The sequence below is a fragment of the Rhodococcus sp. 1168 genome (assembly GCF_002091955.1).
GTDB lineage: Bacteria > Actinomycetota > Actinomycetes > Mycobacteriales > Mycobacteriaceae > Rhodococcoides.
In genome coordinates, this window is record NZ_MKKY01000048.1 from 35,054 (window position 1) to 56,111 (window position 21,058).

Here is a 21,058-nt window from a genome sequence, read left to right on the forward strand (position 1 = left end):
GGACGTCATCGTGCGCTCGGACTGCCGTCCTGGTCTTGGACGAATGCGAACTCCTCCACCCGACGCCATTGCGACGGAGACATGCCCGCGAACTCGCGCCATTCGCGGGCCATATGCGCCTGGTCGTAATAGCCGCAAGCGGCAGCGACTTCGGACAAACGGGGTATCGACGGCCGGCGCAGAGCCTGGTGCGAGCGGTAGAACCGCGAAATGCGGGCCGAGTCCTTCGGCGCGACCCCGAACTCGGCAGTGAACTTATTGATCAGATGTCGCCGGCTCCATCCGACGTTTCGGGCCACCTCACCGACCCGTGCCGAACCACCCGACCCGACCAACTGCCGCCATGCCTCAACGAGCGTCGGATCGATGGGCCGTTCTTCCAGATTGCGAGCCAGGATCTCGTCGAACCGTCTGTCCCAGTCTTCGGTCGCGGCGACTCGATCGAGGAGTTCCCCCGCGCCGGACATGACGTCGCCGAGGTCGACCATCCAGCCGCCGAGCGCGGCAGTGGGAATCCCAAGCAGCGCGCGGGTGCCGGCAGGGGTGAGCGACAGCTGAATCCCGTGTTGGTTGCCGTCGTGCGCGATGGTGACAGGTTCGGCGGAGATGCCACTTGCGAGTGTCTCGAAAGCGCAGGAGCCCTGTCGCGGCGAATCCGCGATCTCGAGCTTGGAGCCGATGGCGATGATCACAGTCAGATACGGACTCGGCATCCCGAAATGCTGACCGGGCTCGTAACCCGACAGTCGATATCCGCTGTACGACGCGACGTACGGACGCAGCCGAGCACTCGGGGTTCCGCGCGCGCCCTCGGATACACCGGCCACCATTGCAGGGTAGAACCGAATGTGAACGGGTACCAGCGCTCAGCGACCGAAAACCAAAGAATTCACATCGATCGGAGTGCGGATGGCGAGCAAGGACAAGAACAAGGATCAGGTCGAGATGATCAAGGAGGACGGGCGTCTCGAACAGGCGCTCGTGAAGATCCTCGACCACGGCAGCAGGATCCAGGGACCGGCCGTCGAGAAGTACGTCGGGTACATGCGTCGAGCCCATCCGAACGACACTCCCGCGCAGCTGATCGAGCGCCTCGAGAATCGGTTTCTGCTCGCAGTGACCGGAAGCGGAAGCGCAGTGGGTGGCGCCGCAGCGGTACCGGCGATCGGGACCGTCGCTTCCCTTGCTGCCGTAGGCGCCGAGACTGCATTCTTCATCGAATCTTCCGCGCTGTTGACGCTGTCGGTGGCCTCGGTGCACGGTATCGCGGTCCACGACCACCAGCAGCGACGTGCGCTCGTCCTGTCGGTCGCGCTCGGCGAATCGGGAATGCAGATCGTGCAGAAGACCGTCGGGACAAGCGCACGTAACTGGGGATCGCTCGTGACCACTCGAATTCCGGGTGGCGCGATGACCAACATGAACAAGTCACTCGCCAAGAAGTTCGTCTCGAAGTATTTCGCCAAACGAAGCGCTCTGCTGTTCGGCAAACTTCTGCCTGCCGGAATCGGCGCGGTGATCGGCGGAACAGGCAACCGCATGATCGGCAAAGGTGTCATCAAGAATGCACGCGAGGCTTTCGGACCGGCACCGCGCGCGTGGCCGGAAACCCGGATCATCGAGCCGGATCGGTAAGTCCACAGGAATTACAGCCGTGCGCAACGGTGTTGGTCATGAACATGACCATCACCGCCACACCTGAACTCGGCACGATCGGCATCTGGCGACACTATTCGGGGATCCCACCCGAGTTGGCCCACACGATCGAAGGAGCCGGTTACGGCGCAATCTGGCTCGGCGGCTCCCCGCCTGCGGATCTGGCCTCGGCCGAAGAGGTTCTCGATGCGACCGAGTCGATCGTAGTGGCGACCGGGATCGTCAACATCTGGTCCGCAGCGGCCCCGGAGGTCGCAGAATCGTTCCACCGCATCGACAAGAAGCACCCAGGAAGATTCCTGCTCGGTATCGGCGCAGGGCACCCGGAGGCAACGCAGGAATACCGGAAGCCGTACGAGGCACTGGTCGACTATCTCGACGCCCTCGACGAGGGCGGGGTGCCCATCGGGCGTCGAGTACTCGCGGCATTGGGCCCGAAGGTGCTGAAGCTGTCCGCAGACCGCACCGCAGGAGCCCACCCCTATCTGACGACTCCCGAACATACAGTCGAGGCTCGGGCGATTCTGGGACCGGACAAAGTCCTCGCCCCCGAGCACAAGGTCGTCCTCGACACCGATCCCGAACGGGCCCGAGACATCGGGCGTCCACCGGTGAACAATCCGTACCTGCATCTGCGGAACTACACCAACAACCTCGAACGCCTCGGATATTCCAAAGAGGAGATCGGTGACGGCGGCAGCGACCGGTTGATCGATGCCCTTGTCGTCCATGGAGATCCGGCCGCGATCACCCGGCGACTCCGCCAACACATCGACGCCGGTGCCTCCCATGTCGTCGTGCACGCGTTGCCGGACAAGGCAGATCCGTCCGAGGTGTATCGCGAGATTGCTGCCGCGTTTCTCTGAGCACCCGCACACGTCGTAGCCTGAACCCGGGATCGGGAAGTTTCCGTGATCCCGGGTAGCTCACGTACGACGATCCGGGGGAATCGAATCCATGACAGGTGGCTACGCAGGGACACACGGCTTCGCTGTCCACGCACTACAAGCGCAAGGCCTCACCAAAGTCTTCGGCTCGATTCGCGCAGTATCCGACCTCAGCTTCGTGGTCCCACGTGGGACGATCACAGGATTCCTCGGCCCCAACGGATCAGGTAAGACCACAACGTTGCGAATGCTGCTCGGCCTGGCGAAACCGAGCGCCGGGGTCGGCCTCGTGGCCGGTGCACCCTTCTCCGCTCTGAGCCACCCGGCTCGAGCCGTCGGTGCCGTACTCGATTCACGCAGTCTGCATCCCAAGCGCACCGCGGCCGGCCACCTCCGCATCTTCACCGCGTCCATCGGTGTGCCCGACAGCCGCGCCGAAGACGTTCTCCGACTCGTCGGACTCGGGGACGCGACCAACCGTCAGGTCGGCGGATTTTCCCTCGGAATGCGTCAGCGACTCGCCTTGGCGACAGCGCTCCTGGGCGATCCCGAGATCCTGGTGCTCGACGAGCCGGCCAACGGACTCGACCCTGAGGGAATCGCCTGGCTCCGCGACTTTCTGAAGTCCTACGCGGCAGGAGGAAGAACCGTGCTCATCTCCAGCCACCTCCTCCGTGAAGTCGAGGCAACGGTCGACAATCTGGTGATCATCAGCGGCGGTGCCTTGATGTATCAGGGTGGAATCGATCAGCTTCGTGCCTCGCGGCCGAGCCGAACGCTCGTTGCCGTATCGGATCCGGCGGCTCTTGCCCTGGCACTTGCATCCAACGGAATCACGAACGCACAACTTCTTCCCGACGGACGACTCGGCGTCGCAGGGACCGACACGGACACCGTCACGCGGATAGCGTCGGAGTCCGGGTTGACCGTCTTCGGTGCTTCCTACGAGCACGTGGACCTCGAGCAAGTATTTCTTTCGATGACCGCCGGGCAGTACACCTCAACGCCTGCGGGCACTATCGGAACGCCGGGGTACGGACCTCCTCCTGGTTACCTCCAGCCCCCTGGATATCTCCAGCCCCCTGGTTACGGCCCGTCTCCCTGGGATGGGGGTCGACGATGACCACGTTGCTCACCTCCGAGATACGCAAGGTGACAACCCTCAAATTCTGGTGGGCGCTGGCCATACCACCGGTATTCGTCGGGATCAGCGCCAGCGCGATCGCCGCGTCGATAGCCAACTCCACCTCCGACTACGAGTTCGAACTGTCGGGCGGATTCGGAATCGTAGGGCTCTACGTCGCCCTCGGGTTCACGATGATGTTCGCCGCGGTGTTCGGAGCGGTGAACGGTGGCACCGAATTTCGGTACGACACGATCACCACATCATTTCTGACCTCGACGAGTCGCGACCGCGTCATCGCCGCCAAGTTTGGTGTCACCGCTCTGTTCGCACTCGGATACGGCCTCCTGGTCGAAATCGTCAGCCTGGTGTGCCTGTTGCTGTTCTCGAGCGAACCTTTCGTGCTGTCCGGCGCAATCATCGGCATGCTTGCCATGGGATTGTTCGCCGTCGTCGTCTGGTCCTTGATCGGGGCCGGTCTCGGACTACTGATGGGCTCCCCGACCTGGCCCGCGATCATCATCGTCGCGTGGTATCCGATCGGCGAACTCGTTGCGACCTCGATAGTGTCGGGTATCGGCCTGGGCAACATCTCGGTGGTGACCCCATCGGCGCTCACTCTTGCGACGGTCGGAGTGGGCGAGATCGATAGCGAATTCTTCATGCCCTGGCCGGTGGCGCCGTTCGGCCTACTGGTGTGGGGGCTCGCCGTTGCGGGTGCCGGCTGGCTGCGGACCAGGGAACGCGACATCAGCTGAGAAGGGTGTCGGTAGCACGGTCTACCTTCGATCGTGATGTCGACTATCGGTAGTGCCCACCAATCGGTGACCGGATCCCCTGGCTGGATCCGCCGTCTCGGTGCTCAATGCTGGATTCACCGCCGGACAGCCGCGGGTGCGTTGGCCGTCACCATGATTGCCGCCGTGATCGATATCTCGTTCCCGTTGCTCACCCGCATCGCGATCGACGGCGCAAGTGCAGGCGAGGGCAGCACAATCGGCGCCATCGCCATAGCGATCGGCGCACTCGGCGTAGTTCGGTTCGGCTGCCAGTTCGGTCGACGATTCCTGGCCGGCCGACTGTCGATCGACGTCCAACACGATCTGAGGCTCGGTCTACTCGCGTCACTGCAACGCCTGGACGGTCGACGCCAGGACGACATCAGAACCGGGCAGGTCGTCTCGCGGACCATCACCGATCTGCAACTCGTTCAGGGGTTGCTGGCGATGATGCCGTTGTCGGCCGGGGCATTGCTGCAGTTCGTCCTCGCCCTGGTCGTGATGGCCTATCTGTCGCCACTGTTGACCGCCGTCGCACTCTTGATCGTTCCTGCAGTATCGATCGTCGTTCATCGCATTCGGCCCACGCTGTATGCGGCAACATGGTCGGCGCAACAACGAGCGGGCGACCTTGCCCAGCACGTCGAGGAAACCGTGACCGGAGTGCGCGTCGTCAAAGGTTTCGGGCAGGAAGCCCGAGCGGTCGACCGGCTCGAGAACCTGAGCCGCACACTCTTCGCCGAACGAATGCGCTCGGCCAGATTCAACTCCCGATTCACTCCGTCGATGGCGGCAATCCCCCAACTGGGACTCGTCGGCGTCATCGCACTCGGCGGCTACCTCGCCATGACCGACCACATCACTATCGGCACCTTCCTCGCCTTCGCGACGTACGTGGTAACGCTGTCGGCGGTAACCCGCACGCTGTCCTCGGTCATCATCATGGCGCAACTCTCCCGAGCCGCCGTCGAGCGCGTCTACGAGGTCATCGACACCGAGCCTTCGGTCCCCGAGCCCGAGCACCCCACCCACCTCCCCGACGGGCCGCTGGGAGTGGACCTCTCCGCAGTGACCTTCGGCTTCGAGGAAGAACGCGACGTGCTTCGATCCTTCGATCTCACGGTCGCGCCAGGGGAAAGCGTCGCGATAGTCGGGCACGCAGGCTCAGGAAAGACCGCACTGTCGCTACTGCTCCCGCGCTTCTACAGCCCCCGAATCGGCTCGGTTGCGTTGACGTCGCACGGGAGGCGATTCGACGTCGCCGACATCAGCGCCGAGCAACTCCGCGGCGCCGTCGGTCTCGTCTTCGACGAACCGTTTCTGTTCTCGGACACCATTGCCGCGAATATCGCCCTCGGCCGACCCGACGCCACTGGCGAGGACATCACTCGCGCGGCAACTCTGGCCGAAGCAGCCTCGTTCATCGATGCCTTGCCAGACGGTTACGACTCGGTCGTCGGCGAACGCGGCCTCACCCTGTCCGGTGGGCAGCGGCAACGGATCGCACTGGCCAGAGCACTCCTGACCGATCCGCGGATCCTCGTCCTGGACGATGCGACTTCGGCAGTCGACGCAACCACCGAGGCAGCGATATTCGATGCGCTTCGCGCTGGGCGTGAGAGAACGACCCTGATACTCGCGCATCGACGCTCGACGCTGACCCTGGCAGACCGCGTGGCAGTACTCGACGACGGCCGCATCATCGATTCCGGGACGGTCGCCGAATTGGACGAGCGCTGCCCACTGTTCCGCCTGCTGCTCGCAGACGGAGAAGGACCTCGAGACATACCCACCAGCGAACGAAGTGCCGCGCCGACCGAGGCGATGCTGTGGCCCGAACTCGAAAAGTCGGTCGATTCAGCCTCCCGCCGCACGCTCACCTCCACGCCACCCGCGGGCAGGGGCGGACCGACTTCGGGCTCACTCGGCCATGTCGCATCGACGCCGCAACTGCAAGCTGCAGTCGATGCGTTACCACCGGCAACCGAGGATCCGCATGCCTCCGATGCGGAGATACGAGCCGCGGACCCACAATTTCGACTCTCGCGTCTACTGAAGCCCGTCCGACTCCTACTTGCCACAGTCGTGGTGTTGCTGGCGCTCGACTCATTGTCGGCGATTGCCTTTCCGTCGATCGTGCGTTTCGCCGTCGACGACGGAGTCAGCAGTGGGAATGCGGGCGCACTGTGGGCCGCGAGCGCACTCGGCGTCGTACTTGCGGCAGCGGGATGGTTCGTCATCGCCGCGACCACCATGATCACCGCACGGGCCGGAGAACGAGTCCTGTTCGGTTTACGTGTCAAGAGCTACGCGCACATCCAGAGACTCGGCTTGGACTACTACGAACGCGAACTCTCCGGCCGCATCATGACTCGGATGACGACCGACGTGGATGCACTGTCGTCGTTCATCCAGACCGGTGCATCCACCGCCGTCGTCTCACTGCTCACCGTGATCGGCATCGCTGCCGCACTCCTGGTCACCGATCTGACACTTGGACTCGTCGCACTCGCTGTAGTCCCACCGCTGATACTCGCGACGATCATCTTCCGCAAGGTCTCCGCCGTCGCGTACTCCCAATCCCGCGAGCGAATCTCGACCGTCAACGCCGACTTCCAGGAAAACGTCGCCGGGCTTCGGTCCGCACAGGCCTATCGTCGCGAAGAGTTCGCCGCACTGCAGTTCGCCGAACGTGCCGATCGATACCGTCGGAGCCGGATGCGCTCTCAGCGCGCGATCTCGGTATTCTTCCCTTTCATCACTCTGCTCTCGGACATGGCATTGGCCTTCGTCGTCTTCGTCGGGGCTCATCAGGTCGCGACCGGTTCGACTTCGGCAGGCACATTCGTCGCGTTCGTGCTCTACCTCGGTCTCCTCTTCGGACCGATCCAGCAGCTGTCCCAGGTTTTCGACGGTTACCAACAGGCCAGTGTGGGTGTGAGCCGGATCGGCGACCTGTTGCGAACGCCGAGTTCCATCGAGGCCGGCTCGGACACCGACACCGTCCCGATCGAGGGCGGTCAGTTGCGCAGCGATATTCATCTCGACAATGTGAGCTTTCGCTACGCAGGCGCCGAGACCGATGCACTCACTGAGGTCAATCTCACAATCCCCCTGGGAACCACAGTTGCACTCGTCGGCCAAACCGGCGCCGGCAAGTCGACGGTCATCAAATTGCTCGCCCGTTTCTACGATCCGACGTCAGGTTCGGTTCGTGTGGGAGGCACCGATCTGCGTCGATACCGACTCTCCGAATACCGTCGCCGACTCGGAGTCGTACCGCAGGAAGCGCACCTTTTCACCGGCGATGTAGCAAGCAACATCGCCTTCGGACGCCCCGATGCGAGCCGTGCCGACATCGAATCCGCCGCCCGCGCGGTCGGGGCTTTGGACATCATCGCCGGACTTCGCGGTGGCATGTACCAGCCGGTCGGTGAGCGCGGACAAGGCTTGTCCGCCGGCCAAAGACAGCTGATCGCGCTGGCCAGAGCCGAATTGGTCGACCCCGACCTGTTGCTCCTCGACGAGGCGACAGCCACGCTCGACCCGGCTACCGAGCGCATAGTTCTCACGGCGAGTGACGCCGTGCTCCGCAAGCGGACCTCTGTCGTCGTGGCGCACCGGCTGGCGACTGCGGCACGCGCCGACATGATCGTCGTCGTGAACTCCGGACGTATCGTCGAGGTAGGTACACACGATCGATTACGCGCTCACGGAGGCTTCTACACACAGCTGTGGAATGCGGCCGAAACACGCGGAGGGAATAAACCGATAGACCGAGGAGTCATCAGCAATGAAGCCGATAGTTACTCGTGAGTACTTATCACAGCTCCGTCCCGGGCGCTCGCACGTACCGGGAGCGGGTTAGCCTGGCTATGTACGCGCGTTGATCGGGAACGAAGAGAAGAGACGAGGCGAACTACTGCCGTGAGCAGCAGCTCTACTACCCAATTCGGACAAAACCAATGGCTGGTCGACGAGATGTACCAGCGATTCAAGGAAGACCCAGCGTCTGTGGACGCGAGCTGGCACGAATTCCTCACCGATTACGACCCGGACGCTCCGGCAGGTGACACTGCGTCTGTCCCGAATGGCAGTACAGCGAAGCCCGCCTCCAGCAGCGCCGCTGCTTCGAAGAGCAACGCATCCGCGACGGGTGCTTCCGGATCGAACGGCACCGCTCCAGCTCCCCGGAGTGCACCGGTGAAAACCGAATCGCCCAAGGCCGCCGCAGTCAAGCCTGCGCCGACCTCTAAGCCCGCGACGTCGAAAGCCGCAGGTGGAACCTTGACCGCTGCTGCCGCAAAGCCCGCTACTGCGTCCACGAGCGACGCCGGCGAACCGACCAACAAAATTCTTCGCGGAGCTGCAGCAGCCGTCGCGCGAAACATGACGGCTTCTCTGCAGATCCCGACAGCGACCAGCGTTCGCGCGATTCCGGCGAAGCTCATGGTCGACAACCGGTTGGTGATCAACAACCATCTCGCGCGTACACGCGGCGGCAAGATTTCGTTCACGCACATCCTCGGATTTGCGATCGTCCAGGCAATCAAGTCGTTCCCGACCATGAACACCCACTTCGCCGAGATCGACGGCAAGCCGAACGCGGTCTCACCCAGTGCGACCAACCTTGGTCTTGCCATCGACCTACCCGGCAAGGACGGCAACCGCACCCTCGTCGTCGCCGCGATCAAGGGCACACAGGATCACACCTTCGCCCAGTTCTACAACGCATACGAGGACGTAGTCCGTCGTGCGCGTGACGGCAAACTGACGGGCGAGGACTTCCAAGGCGTCACGATCTCGCTGACCAACCCCGGTGGCATCGGAACCGTGCACTCGGTTCCGCGCCTGATGAATGGCCAGGGAACGATCATCGGTGCCGGCGCGATGGAATATCCCGCGGAGTTTCAGGGCGCGAGCGACGAGCGCCTCGCCGAGCTGGGCGTCGGCAAGCTGATGACCCTCACCTCGACGTACGACCACCGAATCATCCAGGGTGCGGAATCCGGCGACTTCCTTCGCACGATCCACAACTTGCTGATCAGCGACGAGTTCTACGACGAACTGTTCCACTCGCTCAAGATCCCGTACGAGCCGATTCGCTGGCGCAAGGATCTGCCCGAGGGAACGGTCGACAAGAACACTCGCGTTCTCGAACTGATCGCCGCGTACCGCAACCGCGGTCACCTGATGGCCGACACCGATCCGCTGCAGTTCACCAAGGACAAGTTCCGGATGCACCCGGATCTCGATGTCATCAGCCACGACCTCACGCTGTGGGACCTCGATCGCGAGTTCAAGGTCGGCGGATTCCATGGCAAGGACAAGATGCGTCTTCGCGACGTACTCAGCGTCCTACGTGACTCCTACTGCCGCCACGTAGGTGTGGAATACACCCACATCCTCGAGACGGATCAGGTCGCCTGGCTTCAGGACCGCGTCGAGACGACACTCGTCAAGCCGACCGTGGCGCAGCAGAAGTACACATTGAGCAAGCTCAATGCAGCCGAGGCATTCGAGACGTTCCTGCAGACGAAGTACGTCGGCCAGAAGCGCTTCTCGCTCGAAGGCGCCGAATCCGTCATCCCCATGATGGATGCGGTCATCGACCAGAGTGCAGAGTATGCACTCGACGAGGTCGTCATCGGCATGCCGCACCGCGGTCGTCTCAACGTCCTCGCCAATATCGTGGGTAAGCCATACTCGAAAATCTTCACCGAGTTCGAGGGCAACATGAACCCCGCAGCCGCACATGGCTCGGGCGATGTGAAGTACCACCTCGGTGCCGAGGGCACGTACATCCAGATGTTCGGCGAGAACGACATCAAAGTCTCGCTCACCGCGAACCCGTCTCATCTCGAAGCAGTCGACCCTGTCCTCGAAGGGCTCGTCCGCGCCAAGCAGGATCTGCTCGACAAGGGTGCAGGCGAAGGCGGATTCTCCGTTCTACCGCTGATGCTCCACGGCGACGCAGCGTTCGCAGGCCAGGGCGTCGTTGCAGAAACGCTGAACCTTGCGCTTCTGCGTGGCTACCGCACCGGCGGAACCGTGCACATCGTGGTCAACAACCAGGTCGGCTTCACCACCGCACCCGAGCACTCTCGCTCGTCCGAGTACTGCACCGACGTCGCGAAGATGATCGGCGCACCGATCTTCCACGTCAACGGAGACGACCCCGAGGCCTGCGTACGCGTTGCGCATCTCGCCGTCGACTTCCGGCAGAAGTTCCACAAGGACGTCGTCATCGACATGATCTGCTACCGAAGACGTGGACACAACGAAGGTGACGACCCTTCGATGACCCAGCCAGCGATGTACGACCTCATCGACACCAAGCGCAGCGTTCGCAAGAGCTACACCGAATCGCTGATCGGCCGTGGCGACATCTCCCTCAAGGAGGCCGAGGACGCGCTTCGCGACTACCAGGGCCAGCTCGAACGCGTCTTCAACGAGGTTCGCGAACTCGAGAAGTACACCCCGGAGCCCAGCGAGTCGGTCGAACTAGACCAGCAGTTGCCCGCCAAGCTCACGACGGCGGTCGACAAATCGGTTCTGCACCGCATCGGTGACGCGCATCTCGAAGTTCCGGACGGTTTCAGCGTGCACCCGCGCGTCAAGCCGGTACTCGAAAAGCGTCGCGAAATGTCGTACGAAGGCAAGGTCGACTGGGCATTCGGTGAGCTTCTGGCTCTCGGTAGCCTCGTCGACGAGGGACGCAACGTTCGTTTCTCCGGCCAGGACACCCGTCGCGGAACGTTCTCCCAGCGGCACTCGGTCATCATCGACCGCAAAACCGGCGCCGAGTACACCCCGCTGCACAACATCGGCAGCGAGAATCCCGGCAAGTTCATGGTCTACGACTCCGCACTGAGCGAATTCGCAGCCGTCGGCTTCGAGTACGGCTACTCCGTTGGTGACCCCGATGCACTCGTCATGTGGGAAGCGCAGTTCGGCGACTTCGTCAACGGCGCGCAGTCCATCATCGACGAGTTCATCTCCTCCGGTGAGGCGAAGTGGGGACAGCTGGCCGACGTCGTGCTACTGCTGCCGCACGGTCACGAAGGACAGGGTCCGGACCACACTTCGGGCCGCATCGAACGTTTCCTCACGCTCTGCGCCGAGGGTTCGATGACCGTCTCGGTTCCGTCGACGCCGGCGAACTACTTCCACCTCCTGCGTCGCCACGCACGGGACGGAATCCGTCGCCCGCTGATCGTCTTCACACCGAAGTCGATGCTGAGGAACAAGGCCGCGGTGTCCAACATCGAGGACTTCACCGACGGCAAGTTCCACTCCGTGTTCGACGAGCCGACCTACGACTCCGGTACCGGTGATCGCAGCAAGGTCAAGCGCGTCCTGATGGTGAGCGGCAAGCTCTACTACGAGCTTCTCGCACGCAAGCAGAAGGACAACCGCGAAGATGTGGCTATTGTCCGGATCGAACAGCTCTACCCGGTCCCGGTCCACCGGATCACCGAAGCGATCAACAGTTACCCGAACGCAACGGAGTTCCGCTGGGTCCAAGAGGAGCCTGCGAACCAGGGTGCATGGCCGTTCTTCGGTCTCGCGTTCCCGGAATTGATGCCGGACGTTCTCAGCAACATCAAGCGAGTTTCGCGTCGCGCGATGTCGGCACCTTCCTCGGGTTCGAGCAAGGTTCACGCCGTCGAGCAGCTCGAAATCATCGACGAGGCCTTCTCGGGCGTCGGCGAGTAGTTCACTTCACGCCTGATGGCGCATTCGGTCGCGTTCGAGCGACCGGGTGCGCCATCAGGCGTTTCGGGGGTGTAGGCGCCCACCCCATCGCTTCAATGGTCCACTCATACGATCAGATAACTTCAGTGCGGCATTCAAGCAAACGGGTGAAGAGCTAGTGAAGAGCTAGCCAGTTCTAGCCGACGTCCCCTCCGAACAGCGCGGTGCTCATGTCAGGTGTGAGCGCCACCGCAGGCAGGGCGGCGACGTTGAGCGCGATGACTTCTTCGCGGCTTACTTCGGGGTCTCGGAGCCAGGAGATGGTCGCTTCTTCGACGAACGCGATCCAGCCGCGTACGGCAAGGCGGATGGTCGCCGTGGGCTCGATATCGAGTTTGTGGAGCTGGGTGACGGTTCGGTCAGCCATGGTGGTCCGGGTTTGCTCGAAAACCTCTCGCATATCGGCGTCTCCTCCTACCGTTCCGCGGAGTAGCGAAATGTAGGTGTCTCGGTTCTCGGTGACGTAGTCGACGTAATTGGCCACCGATTCGCGGAGGAGTTCCAATGGTTCGAGGCTGGTGTCCGGCGCCGTGCGTTCGAGCATCGTGTTGCTGGTCTCGCGGACGATGGCGAGGTGAAAGTCCCGTTTCGAGGCGAAGTAGTGGAACAGCAGACCGCGCGAAACGCCGGCTTGATCGGCTATGTCCTCGACCGAAATCTGCTCGAGCGGACGCTCGGAAAGCATGGCAGTACCGAGCGTGATCAGTTGTGCTCGACGATCTTCCGGACTCAATCGGGTTCGCTTGCCTGCCGCCGGTTTCGCCTTGTGGGCTCCGACCTTGTTCACAATGGCCATTCCAACAGTCTACTGATCAATCGTCAATAACTGTTGACTGACGCTCAGTAAGCTTCTACTGTCACTTTCATGAGCCTTTCGGTTACGGATACTTCGGAGCGCGTGAGCACGCCGCGTCAGGTCGACACTGTCATCATCGGTAGCGGGTTCGCAGGCCTCGGCGCAGCGATCAAGCTGACGCAGGAGGACAAGAAGAACTTCCTCGTCCTCGAACGCGGGAGCGACGTCGGGGGGACGTGGCGCGACAACACTTACCCGGGAGCTGCGTGCGATGTTCCTTCGCACCTGTACTCGTACTCGTTCGCCCTGAACCCGGAGTGGACTCGATCGTTCTCCACGCAGCCCGAAATCCAGAAGTACATCGAGTTGGTCGCGCGCAAGTACGGCGTCATGGACCGACACGTATTCGGTTCGGACGTCACCGCGGTCCGCTGGAATGCAGACACTTCACGGTGGGACATCAGCGCCAGCACCGGTGAATACTCGGCGAAGATCGTCGTAACTGCCGTCGGCGCACTGTGCGAGCCGAACCTTCCGCCCATCAAGGGAATCGAGGGCTTCGAGGGCGAGATTTTCCATTCCGCGCAGTGGAATCACGACGCGAAGCTCGACGGCAAGCGTGTCGCGGTCATCGGAACCGGTGCGTCCGCCATCCAGATCGTCCCCGCCATCGCGGATACGGTGTCGCATCTCGACGTCTATCAGCGAACCGCACCCTGGATTCTTCCTCGCGCCGACCGCGCCTACACGAAGTTCGAGCGCTTCGCGTTCAAGCACATTCCCGGATTCCAGCGCCTCTCGCGCACCGGAATCTACGCAGCTCGCGAGACTCAGGTCCTCGGCCTTGCCAAATATCCGAAGCTGATGAAAATTTTGGAAGTGGTTGCGCGCCGACAGATCGCCATGGGTATCAAGGACAAGTCTTTGCGTAAGAAGGTCACGCCGAACTTCCGTATCGGATGCAAGCGCATGCTCATCTCCAATACGTACTACCCAGCCTTGGACCGCGGACACGTCGACCTCGTCACCGACGGCATCCGCGAGGTTCGCGCCCACTCGATCGTCAGCACGGACGGAACCGAACGCCCGATCGATGCGCTGATCGTGGCCACAGGTTTCCATGTCACGGATTCGCCTGCGTACCAGGGCATCTATGGCAAGAACGGCGAGTCTCTCGCGCAGACCTTCGAAAAGGAAGGCCAGCAAGGGTACAAGGGTGCGGCCATCTCGAACTTCCCCAACATGTTCTTCCTCGTAGGCCCGAATACCGGTTTGGGGCACACGTCGATGGTCTTCATGATCGAATCGCAGCTCAACTACGTCATCGACGCCATCGACACGATCGACAAGCATGACATCGGCTTCATCGAGGTTCGAAAGGACGTCCAGGACGACTACAACGCCGATCTTCAGGATCGAATGGCCGACAGCGTCTGGATGAACGGGGGTTGTGCCAGCTGGTACCTGGACAAGCATGGCAACAACACCACTCTATGGCCGGACTTCACGTTCCGATTCCGAAAGATCACCAGAAAGTTCGACCTGGCTGCGTACCGCAGTACCGCAGCATCCGACCTCCCCAGCGATCTCGGCAGCACCCTTGCCGACACCGACACCAAGGTAGTGACACAGTGAGTTCGAAGTCAGCGAACGGATTTACCGGCAAGGTAGCAGTCGTCACCGGCGCAGGTTCGGGGATCGGCCGTGCACTCGCTCTCAACCTTGCCCAGCGCGGCGCCAAGCTCGCACTTTCGGACGTCGACGCGAACGGGCTGCAAGAGACTGTTCGTCAGGCGGAGGCTCTCGGTGCCGAGGTGAAGTCCGACTTCCTCGACGTCACGCAGCGTGAGACCGTGCTCGACTACGCAGATGCAGTCGCCACCCGGTTCGGGAAGGTCAATCAAATCTACAACAATGCGGGCATCGCCTATCACGGCGACGTCGAGAGCTCTTCGTTCAAGGACATCGAGCGCATCGTCGACGTCGATTTCTGGGGAGTTATCAACGGCACCAAGGCATTTCTTCCCCATATCCAAGCATCCGGCGACGGACACATCGTGAACATCTCGAGCCTTTTCGGGCTGTTGGCAATGCCGTCGCAAGCTGCATACAACGCCGCGAAATTCGCTGTCCGCGGTTTCAGCGAGGCACTTCGGATCGAACTGCTGATCTCGAAGGCACCGGTGAAGATGACCGTGGTGCATCCGGGTGGTATCAAGACTGCTATCGCGCGCAATGCCACCGTCGCTGAGAATTACGACCAGGCTTCCGTCGCGAAGTTCTTCGATACGAAACTGGCAAAGACCACCCCCGACAAGGCAGCCAAGACCATCCTCGCTGGAGTGGAGAAGGGGAAGGGCCGAGTACTCATCGGCGCCGATGCCGTTGCGCTCGATCTGCTACAGCGCGTTACCGGTTCGAAGTATCAGAGGATCATCGCCACGGTGTCCGCTCGCGTCATGCCGCGAAAGATATAGGGCGTGAGGTCCATGTATCTGCCACTCCCCCTCGTCGCCGCATCGTTGAAGCCGTTCTACCGCTTGGCTTTGAATGCGCGCCTCCCGTTCACGATTCAACGCAAAATCCTCGATGCGGCCTCTCCACTGCAGACCTTGCCGCACGGAACCGTCAACGAAAAGCTCACCCTCGCCGGACGCCAAGCGGAACGCATCACCGTCGGCGCGACGGAACGTACGACGGCAGTGCTCTACCTGCATGGTGGCGCGTACACCATCGGTTCGATTGCCACTCACCGCTCGCTGGCGGCACACCTTGCTCGCGAGTCTGCAAGCGCGGTATACGTTCTCGACTATTCACTGGCACCGGAGAATCCGTTGCCCGCTGGATTGAACGACGCTGTAGCCGCCTTCCGCGAGTTGGTGACCTCGCACGGGTTCAGCGCTGATCGGGTTGCGATCGCCGGCGACTCGGCAGGCGGTGGTCTCGCCGTCGCAACGGCGCGTCGACTCGTGGACGACGGAATTCTGCCTGCCGCACTCGGTTTGATCTCCCCATGGGTCGACCCTGGCGCTCGCGACGCGCAGTTCGATCGAGACATGGTTGTCAACACTGCCTGGTCGTTCGCCTCGGCCGAGGCATATCTCCACGACGGTGATCCGCTCGATCAGAGGTTCGCTCCCCTACACGGGGATCTGTCGGGGCTACCGCCGATCGTCATGCACGTCGGCACCTCCGAGGTGCTGTATCCGCAGATCGTCGCCTTTCACGACAAGCTCCTCTTGTCCGGCGTCGAAGTCGACTATGTCGAGTACGAAAAGCTGTGGCACGTCGCACACCTGCAGGCGTCGATACTTCGCGAAGCGGCCGATGCCGTGCACCATATGGGCGCATTTCTCGCCACGAGAGTGCGTACTTCAGAGGTTGTGTTCCCCGAGCCAACGAGCAGCGACCTCGTCTGATCGCGCACCACTGCGGACCTCGCCGATCATGTCGGCGAGGTCCGCAGTGGTCAATTCACCGGCGACCACACCGAAGGCTTTGATTTCGTGCTCGTTCAACGCGCCGTCTCGAAAGAGTGGTACGACGTTCTGGGCCCGGAACGCTCCTTCGTCGTCGTCGAGCGCGGTCAGATCCTTGGCCTTCGGCCCTGACGACGCGGTACGAATCACGCCGGCGGACACGGACTCCCCTCCCCCGACGGACGCGACGACTGCCTCTTCGTCGGCCTCGATCCGGACCGAGGCAAAACTGCACCCGTAGCGATCCCGCACTCTGGTCAATGCCTCGGCGTTCGCTGAAGTGACCGCTACCGTGGCCTGCGAGCACCTCGACCCGATGTCGGTGATCGTCTCGGCACCCGGAAAAAGGTCGAGGTCAGCGATGACCAGTGCTACACCGTCTTCCGCGGTGGCATAGTCCGAGACGGACAGCCCCTGCGGGAGCGACTTGTTGAGATCGGCAAACGCCTCGTCCGCTTCGGTAGCCTCCGACGTCGAATCGAACGTGTCGAGGAGTTCGCCCATCAGTTCCGGGACGACGTCGACGTCGCCTCGGTCGAGTGCAGCCAGGGAGTCACCTCTGTTGCCTGCGTCCAATCGGGTGTGCACCTCGGCACCCGTGGAGCGCAGCGCTCCGGCGTAGATCTGCGCCAGTAGTTCACTGTCCACGGTGTCCGAGGAACCCACAACGATGGTCGTGGACGGCTGCTCTGCTGCGCCGCACGATATCGCGACGCACGAGATGAGGGCTAGAACTGCGACCCGTAGGCCTGACACACTCACTTTTGTACAAGCTCCGTTCGCGGACGATGTCGGTGGCAAGGTTTATCGTTCCACCACAACGGGAACTGAGGCCAACGAGATGCTCTTCGGGGCAACCCTATGTCTAGACTTGTTCGGATCACCATCCCGAGCTGGCGAGACAGCCGGTCAGCCTCCGCGCCGGTACCGATGGAAGGACCGCAATGAACATCACCCGAACCACCCGCGTCCTCGCTGCTTTGTCAATTTCGGCACTCGCGCTGACAGCATGCGGCAACAACGACGACCCACTTTCCAGTGGCGGCGGGGAGAGCAATGGGGACACCAACTCCATCGTGGTGGGCTCGGCCAACTTCCCGGAGTCCGAGACTGTAGCGAATATTTATGCAGAAGCGCTGCGCGCCAATGGCTTCGAGGTGGGTACCAAATTCAATATCGGCAGCCGTGAGGCCTACATACCTGCAGTGAAGGACGGGTCGATCGATCTGGTCCCCGATTACACAGGCAACCTCCTGCAGTATTTGGACGAGTCGGCAACGGCAACTTCGTCCGAGGACGTTCTGGCAGCCCTGCCGGAGGCACTCGGTCCGGACTTGGCAGTGACGGCACAGGCGCCCGGTGAGGACAAGGATGCCGTCGTCGTCACCCGCTCGACGGCCACAGAACGCAAGCTGACCACGATCGGCGATCTAGCGCCCTTCTCCGCGGACGTCACCTTCGCGGGCACGCCCGAGTTCCAGGAACGCGTCGGTGGGCTGCCGGGGTTGAGTTCGAAATACGGCCTCGACATCGCGGCAGGAAACTACGTTCCGATCTCCGACGGGGGCGGCCCAGCGACCGTCGAAGCGCTGGTCTCCGGCAAGGTCACTGCTGCCGACATCTTCACCACTTCGCCCGCAATCGCGCAGAACGACCTCGTAGTGCTCGAGGACCCGGAGAACAACTTCGCTGCACAGAACATCATCCCGGTCCTCAACACTGCAAAGCAGTCGGACAAGCTCACCAAGGTCCTCGACGCGGTGTCTGCGCAGATCACTACCGAAGAATTGATCGCCCTCAACACCTCTGTTTCCGGTGACGCCAAAGTCGAACCGGCGGCAGCGGCTAAGGCCTGGGTAGTGCAGAAGGGTCTGGACAAGCCGATCAGCTGATTGCGCGGGTCTATCGACGCAACGCATTTCACCGACGGTTTGCCGGTGCACCGACGAGAGGCACCCCAGTAGTGATCACTTTCGACAGTGTGAACAAAACATATCCGGACGGCACCACCGCCGTCGATTCGCTCGACCTGGTGATCGAACCCCAGTCCTTCACCGTCTTCGTCGGGCCGTCGGGCTGCGGTAAGACCACTTCGATGCGGATGATCAATCGCATGATCACGCCGACTTCGGGAGTGATCACGGTCGATGGCAAGAACATCGCCGACGCCGACGCCGTGAAACTGCGGCGCGGCATCGGTTATGTCATTCAGAGCGCAGGCCTGTTGCCACACCGCACGGTTGTAGACAACGTCGCAACCGTGCCGGTGTTGCGTGGCGCCACGAGGCGCGCAGCGCGTAAAGCTGCGCTGGACGTTCTCGAGAGAGTAGGCCTCGACCCAGCTTTTGCCTCTCGCTACCCGGCACAGTTGTCCGGTGGCCAGCAGCAACGAGTCGGCGTCGCCCGCGCACTGGCCGCGGATCCGCCGATCCTGTTGATGGACGAGCCTTTCAGTGCGGTCGATCCGGTGGTTCGAGAGGACCTGCAAACCGAAATGCTCCGTCTACAAGCGGACTTGAAGAAGACCATCGTGTTCGTCACTCACGACATCGACGAAGCAGTCCGACTCGGGGACCACATTGCCGTTTTCGGACCCCATGGGAGACTGCAGCAGTACGACAAACCGGAGACCATCCTGTCGGCACCGGCCACCTCCTTCGTGGCTTCTTTCGTCGGTCGCGATCGTGGCTACCGTGGACTGTCGTTCAGGTCGGCTCAGTCGGTCACCGTGCACTCGATCGACACTGCAACCGAGAGCGAAGTGAAGTCCCTGCGCCTGAACCAGGGCCAGTGGGTTCTCGTCGTGGACTCGGCACGTCGTCCGCTCGGTTGGATCGATGTCACCGGGGTCGAGAAGGTTCGCGACGGTCGGGCGCTGGAGGACAGCACCGCGGCGGGCGGATCACTGTTCACCCAAGGTGGGGATCTGCGCCAAGCACTCGACTCGGCCATCTCGTCGCCGTCGGGAATTGGTGTCGCGGTCGACGACACCGGAGCAGCCGTCGGCAGCGTCGACGCCGCAGAGATCCTCGAAAACCTTGCTGTGCAACGTAAGTCCGAGGACGAAGAACGGAACCGGCACCACTTCAGTTCAGGGCAACACAGCAGTTCGTGGCGTCACAGCGAGGACGACAAGCTGTGAAGTGGCTGGTCGACAACTTCGACGTCGTTATCGGCCTTGCCAAGACACACCTCTACCTTTCGCTTGTTCCGTTGCTCATCGGACTGGTCATCGCGATACCAGTCGGCACGCTCATCCGGAACACACGATGGGTGCGGCGAACGACGCTGACGCTGGCCAGTATTGCCTTCACCATCCCCTCACTGGCACTGTTCGTCACCATTCCGGCGATCGTGGGTCTTCCCATTCTCGATCCGCTCAACGTCGTCATCGCGCTGGCGGTGTACTCGACTGCGCTTCTGATTCGGGCCGTTCCCGAAGCATTGGACTCGGTGCCGTTCGCGGTCGTCGATTCTGCCGAGGCCATGGGTTACTCGCCGATTCGGCGCGCAGTGTCCGTCGAGTTGCCGCTGTCGCTTCCGGTGCTGATCGCGAACGTCAGGGTCGTGGCTGTAACGAACATTTCGCTGGTGTCGGTCGGCTCGGTGATCGGCATCGGCGGCCTCGGCCAACTGTTCACCCAGGGCTACCAGCGTGACTACCCGGACCAGATAGTGGCCGGCATCATCTCCATCGTCTTCCTGGCGCTCGTATTCGATGCGGTGTTGTATCTAATCGGTCGTTGGCTCACACCGTGGACTCGACTCAGCTCGGCCTCGAAGAAGAAGGCCACCGTTTCGCAGAGAGCCACAGTCTCGGAGGAGGGGTCGGCATGAACTTGTTCTCGGAGGCCTTTTCCTACATCTTCGACGCCGGAAACTGGGCCGGGCCCACCGGAATCGGCGCCCGTATCATCGAGCACATCTGGTACAGCCTGCTCGCCGTGGTGATCTCGGCGGCCATCGCGATACCCATCGGCCTGCTGATCGGACACCTCCGGAGAGGTGAAGCCCTCGTAGTCGGACTCGTCAATGCGCTCCGATCCCTACCGACACTCGGCATTCTGGTATTTCTTGTTCTCGTCATCGGGTTGGGGCTGGTGCCCCCGGTCATCGCACTGGTTCTCCTCGGTATTCCGCCCCTCCTTGCCGGGACGTATTCCGGAATTGCGAACGTCGACGCTGATGTGGTGGACGCCGCCAGAGCTATGGGCATGACCGAGCTGCAAGTGCTCTTCCGCGTCGAAATCCCCAACGCGCTGCCGCTGATGATCGGTGGCCTCAGGAACACCACGCTCCAGATCATTGCCACCGCGACCGTCGCGGCCTACGTCAACCTCGGCGGGCTCGGTCGCTACATTTTCGATGGTCTCGCACTCTACGACTACGGGCGGGTGCTTGTCGGCGCAATCCTGGTGGCGCTGCTGACCCTGATCGTGGACGGCTTGCTGGCCCTTGCCGTCTGGGCTTCGGTTCCGGGTACAGGTCGTCTGAAGCGCATGCCTTCGCGTGTGGCCGAGGTCTAGTCGGGAAGAACGAAAAAGCACCCCGCACCATGCCTGGTTGAGGCTGGGTCCGGG

The 21,058-nt window shown here is 62.1% G+C and carries 16 protein-coding genes; 13 read left to right on the forward strand and 3 right to left on the reverse strand.

Features of this window, described 5'->3' with window-relative positions; genetic code table 11:
- Nucleotides 1-5: 5 nt before the first annotated feature.
- Nucleotides 6-827 (reverse strand): AraC family transcriptional regulator, encoded by an 822-nt coding sequence (locus BJI47_RS08790; RefSeq protein WP_254900472.1) that lies wholly within the window; start codon nucleotides 825-827, stop codon nucleotides 6-8.
- A gap of 82 nt (nucleotides 828-909) precedes the next feature.
- Here BJI47_RS08790 and BJI47_RS08795 point away from each other — a divergent pair, with 82 nt between their 5' ends.
- From BJI47_RS08795 to BJI47_RS08820, 6 genes are all read left to right on the forward strand, one after another.
- Nucleotides 910-1,635 carry a hypothetical protein gene (locus BJI47_RS08795; RefSeq protein ID WP_088943358.1) on the forward strand — a complete coding sequence of 242 codons (726 nt, stop codon included), beginning with the start codon at nucleotides 910-912 and terminating at the stop codon, nucleotides 1,633-1,635.
- A 44-nt stretch (nucleotides 1,636-1,679) separates the two neighbouring features.
- A complete protein-coding gene (locus tag BJI47_RS08800; protein WP_176224764.1) occupies nucleotides 1,680-2,522 on the forward strand; it encodes an LLM class F420-dependent oxidoreductase in 843 nt (280 codons plus the stop codon).
- Between the two features lie 91 nt (nucleotides 2,523-2,613).
- Nucleotides 2,614-3,666 (forward strand): ABC transporter ATP-binding protein, encoded by a 1,053-nt coding sequence (locus tag BJI47_RS08805; protein WP_088943359.1) that lies wholly within the window; start codon nucleotides 2,614-2,616, stop codon nucleotides 3,664-3,666.
- Nucleotides 3,663-4,424 (forward strand): ABC transporter permease, encoded by a 762-nt coding sequence (locus BJI47_RS08810; protein WP_088943360.1) that lies wholly within the window; start codon nucleotides 3,663-3,665, stop codon nucleotides 4,422-4,424. The genes BJI47_RS08805 and BJI47_RS08810 overlap by 4 nt, the downstream gene beginning before the upstream one ends.
- Nucleotides 4,425-4,460: 36 nt before the next feature.
- Nucleotides 4,461-8,261 carry an ABC transporter ATP-binding protein gene (locus tag BJI47_RS08815; RefSeq protein ID WP_088943361.1) on the forward strand — a complete coding sequence of 1,267 codons (3,801 nt, stop codon included), beginning with the start codon at nucleotides 4,461-4,463 and terminating at the stop codon, nucleotides 8,259-8,261.
- Nucleotides 8,262-8,372: 111 nt separating this feature from the next.
- Nucleotides 8,373-12,164 (forward strand): multifunctional oxoglutarate decarboxylase/oxoglutarate dehydrogenase thiamine pyrophosphate-binding subunit/dihydrolipoyllysine-residue succinyltransferase subunit, encoded by a 3,792-nt coding sequence (locus BJI47_RS08820; RefSeq protein WP_088943362.1) that lies wholly within the window; start codon nucleotides 8,373-8,375, stop codon nucleotides 12,162-12,164.
- A gap of 175 nt (nucleotides 12,165-12,339) precedes the next feature.
- Here the strand turns inward: BJI47_RS08820 and BJI47_RS08825 are convergent, their stop codons facing one another.
- The gene (locus tag BJI47_RS08825; RefSeq protein WP_088943363.1) at nucleotides 12,340-12,999 is read right to left on the reverse strand and encodes a TetR/AcrR family transcriptional regulator; all 660 of its coding nucleotides are present in this window, start codon (nucleotides 12,997-12,999) and stop codon (nucleotides 12,340-12,342) included.
- A 69-nt stretch (nucleotides 13,000-13,068) separates the two neighbouring features.
- Between BJI47_RS08825 and BJI47_RS08830 the strand changes: the two genes are divergently transcribed.
- The 3 genes from BJI47_RS08830 to BJI47_RS08840 are packed head-to-tail and all read left to right on the forward strand — an operon-like array spanning nucleotide 13,069 to nucleotide 16,418.
- Nucleotides 13,069-14,634, forward strand: a complete 1,566-nt coding sequence (locus tag BJI47_RS08830; protein ID WP_088943364.1) for an NAD(P)/FAD-dependent oxidoreductase — start codon at nucleotides 13,069-13,071, stop codon at nucleotides 14,632-14,634.
- A complete protein-coding gene (locus BJI47_RS08835) occupies nucleotides 14,631-15,476 on the forward strand; it encodes an SDR family oxidoreductase (protein ID WP_088943365.1) in 846 nt (281 codons plus the stop codon). The genes BJI47_RS08830 and BJI47_RS08835 overlap by 4 nt, the downstream gene beginning before the upstream one ends.
- A gap of 12 nt (nucleotides 15,477-15,488) precedes the next feature.
- Nucleotides 15,489-16,418, forward strand: coding sequence for an alpha/beta hydrolase (locus tag BJI47_RS08840; RefSeq protein WP_176224765.1), 930 nt, complete (start codon nucleotides 15,489-15,491; stop codon nucleotides 16,416-16,418).
- Here the strand turns inward: BJI47_RS08840 and BJI47_RS08845 are convergent.
- On the reverse strand, nucleotides 16,374-17,240 hold the full coding sequence (locus BJI47_RS08845; protein ID WP_176224752.1) for a glycine betaine ABC transporter substrate-binding protein: 867 nt from the start codon (nucleotides 17,238-17,240) through the stop codon (nucleotides 16,374-16,376). The two genes, BJI47_RS08840 and BJI47_RS08845, sit on opposite strands and share 45 nt — an antisense overlap.
- A gap of 182 nt (nucleotides 17,241-17,422) precedes the next feature.
- Between BJI47_RS08845 and BJI47_RS08850 the strand changes: the two genes are divergently transcribed.
- The 4 genes from BJI47_RS08850 to BJI47_RS08865 all read left to right on the forward strand — a co-directional run bounded on the left by BJI47_RS08850 (nucleotide 17,423) and on the right by BJI47_RS08865 (nucleotide 21,004).
- Entirely contained in the window at nucleotides 17,423-18,370 is a 948-nt protein-coding gene (locus BJI47_RS08850; RefSeq protein WP_088943368.1) for an ABC transporter substrate-binding protein, read from the forward strand.
- A 71-nt stretch (nucleotides 18,371-18,441) separates the two neighbouring features.
- Nucleotides 18,442-19,620, forward strand: coding sequence for an ABC transporter ATP-binding protein (locus BJI47_RS08855; protein WP_088943369.1), 1,179 nt, complete (start codon nucleotides 18,442-18,444; stop codon nucleotides 19,618-19,620).
- Complete coding sequence (locus BJI47_RS08860; protein ID WP_088943370.1) at nucleotides 19,617-20,315, forward strand: ABC transporter permease; 699 nt, start codon at nucleotides 19,617-19,619, stop codon at nucleotides 20,313-20,315. Before BJI47_RS08855 ends, BJI47_RS08860 begins: the two co-directional genes overlap by 4 nt.
- On the forward strand, nucleotides 20,312-21,004 hold the full coding sequence (locus BJI47_RS08865) for an ABC transporter permease (RefSeq protein WP_088943371.1): 693 nt from the start codon (nucleotides 20,312-20,314) through the stop codon (nucleotides 21,002-21,004). Before BJI47_RS08860 ends, BJI47_RS08865 begins: the two co-directional genes overlap by 4 nt.
- Nucleotides 21,005-21,058: the final 54 nt, after the last annotated feature.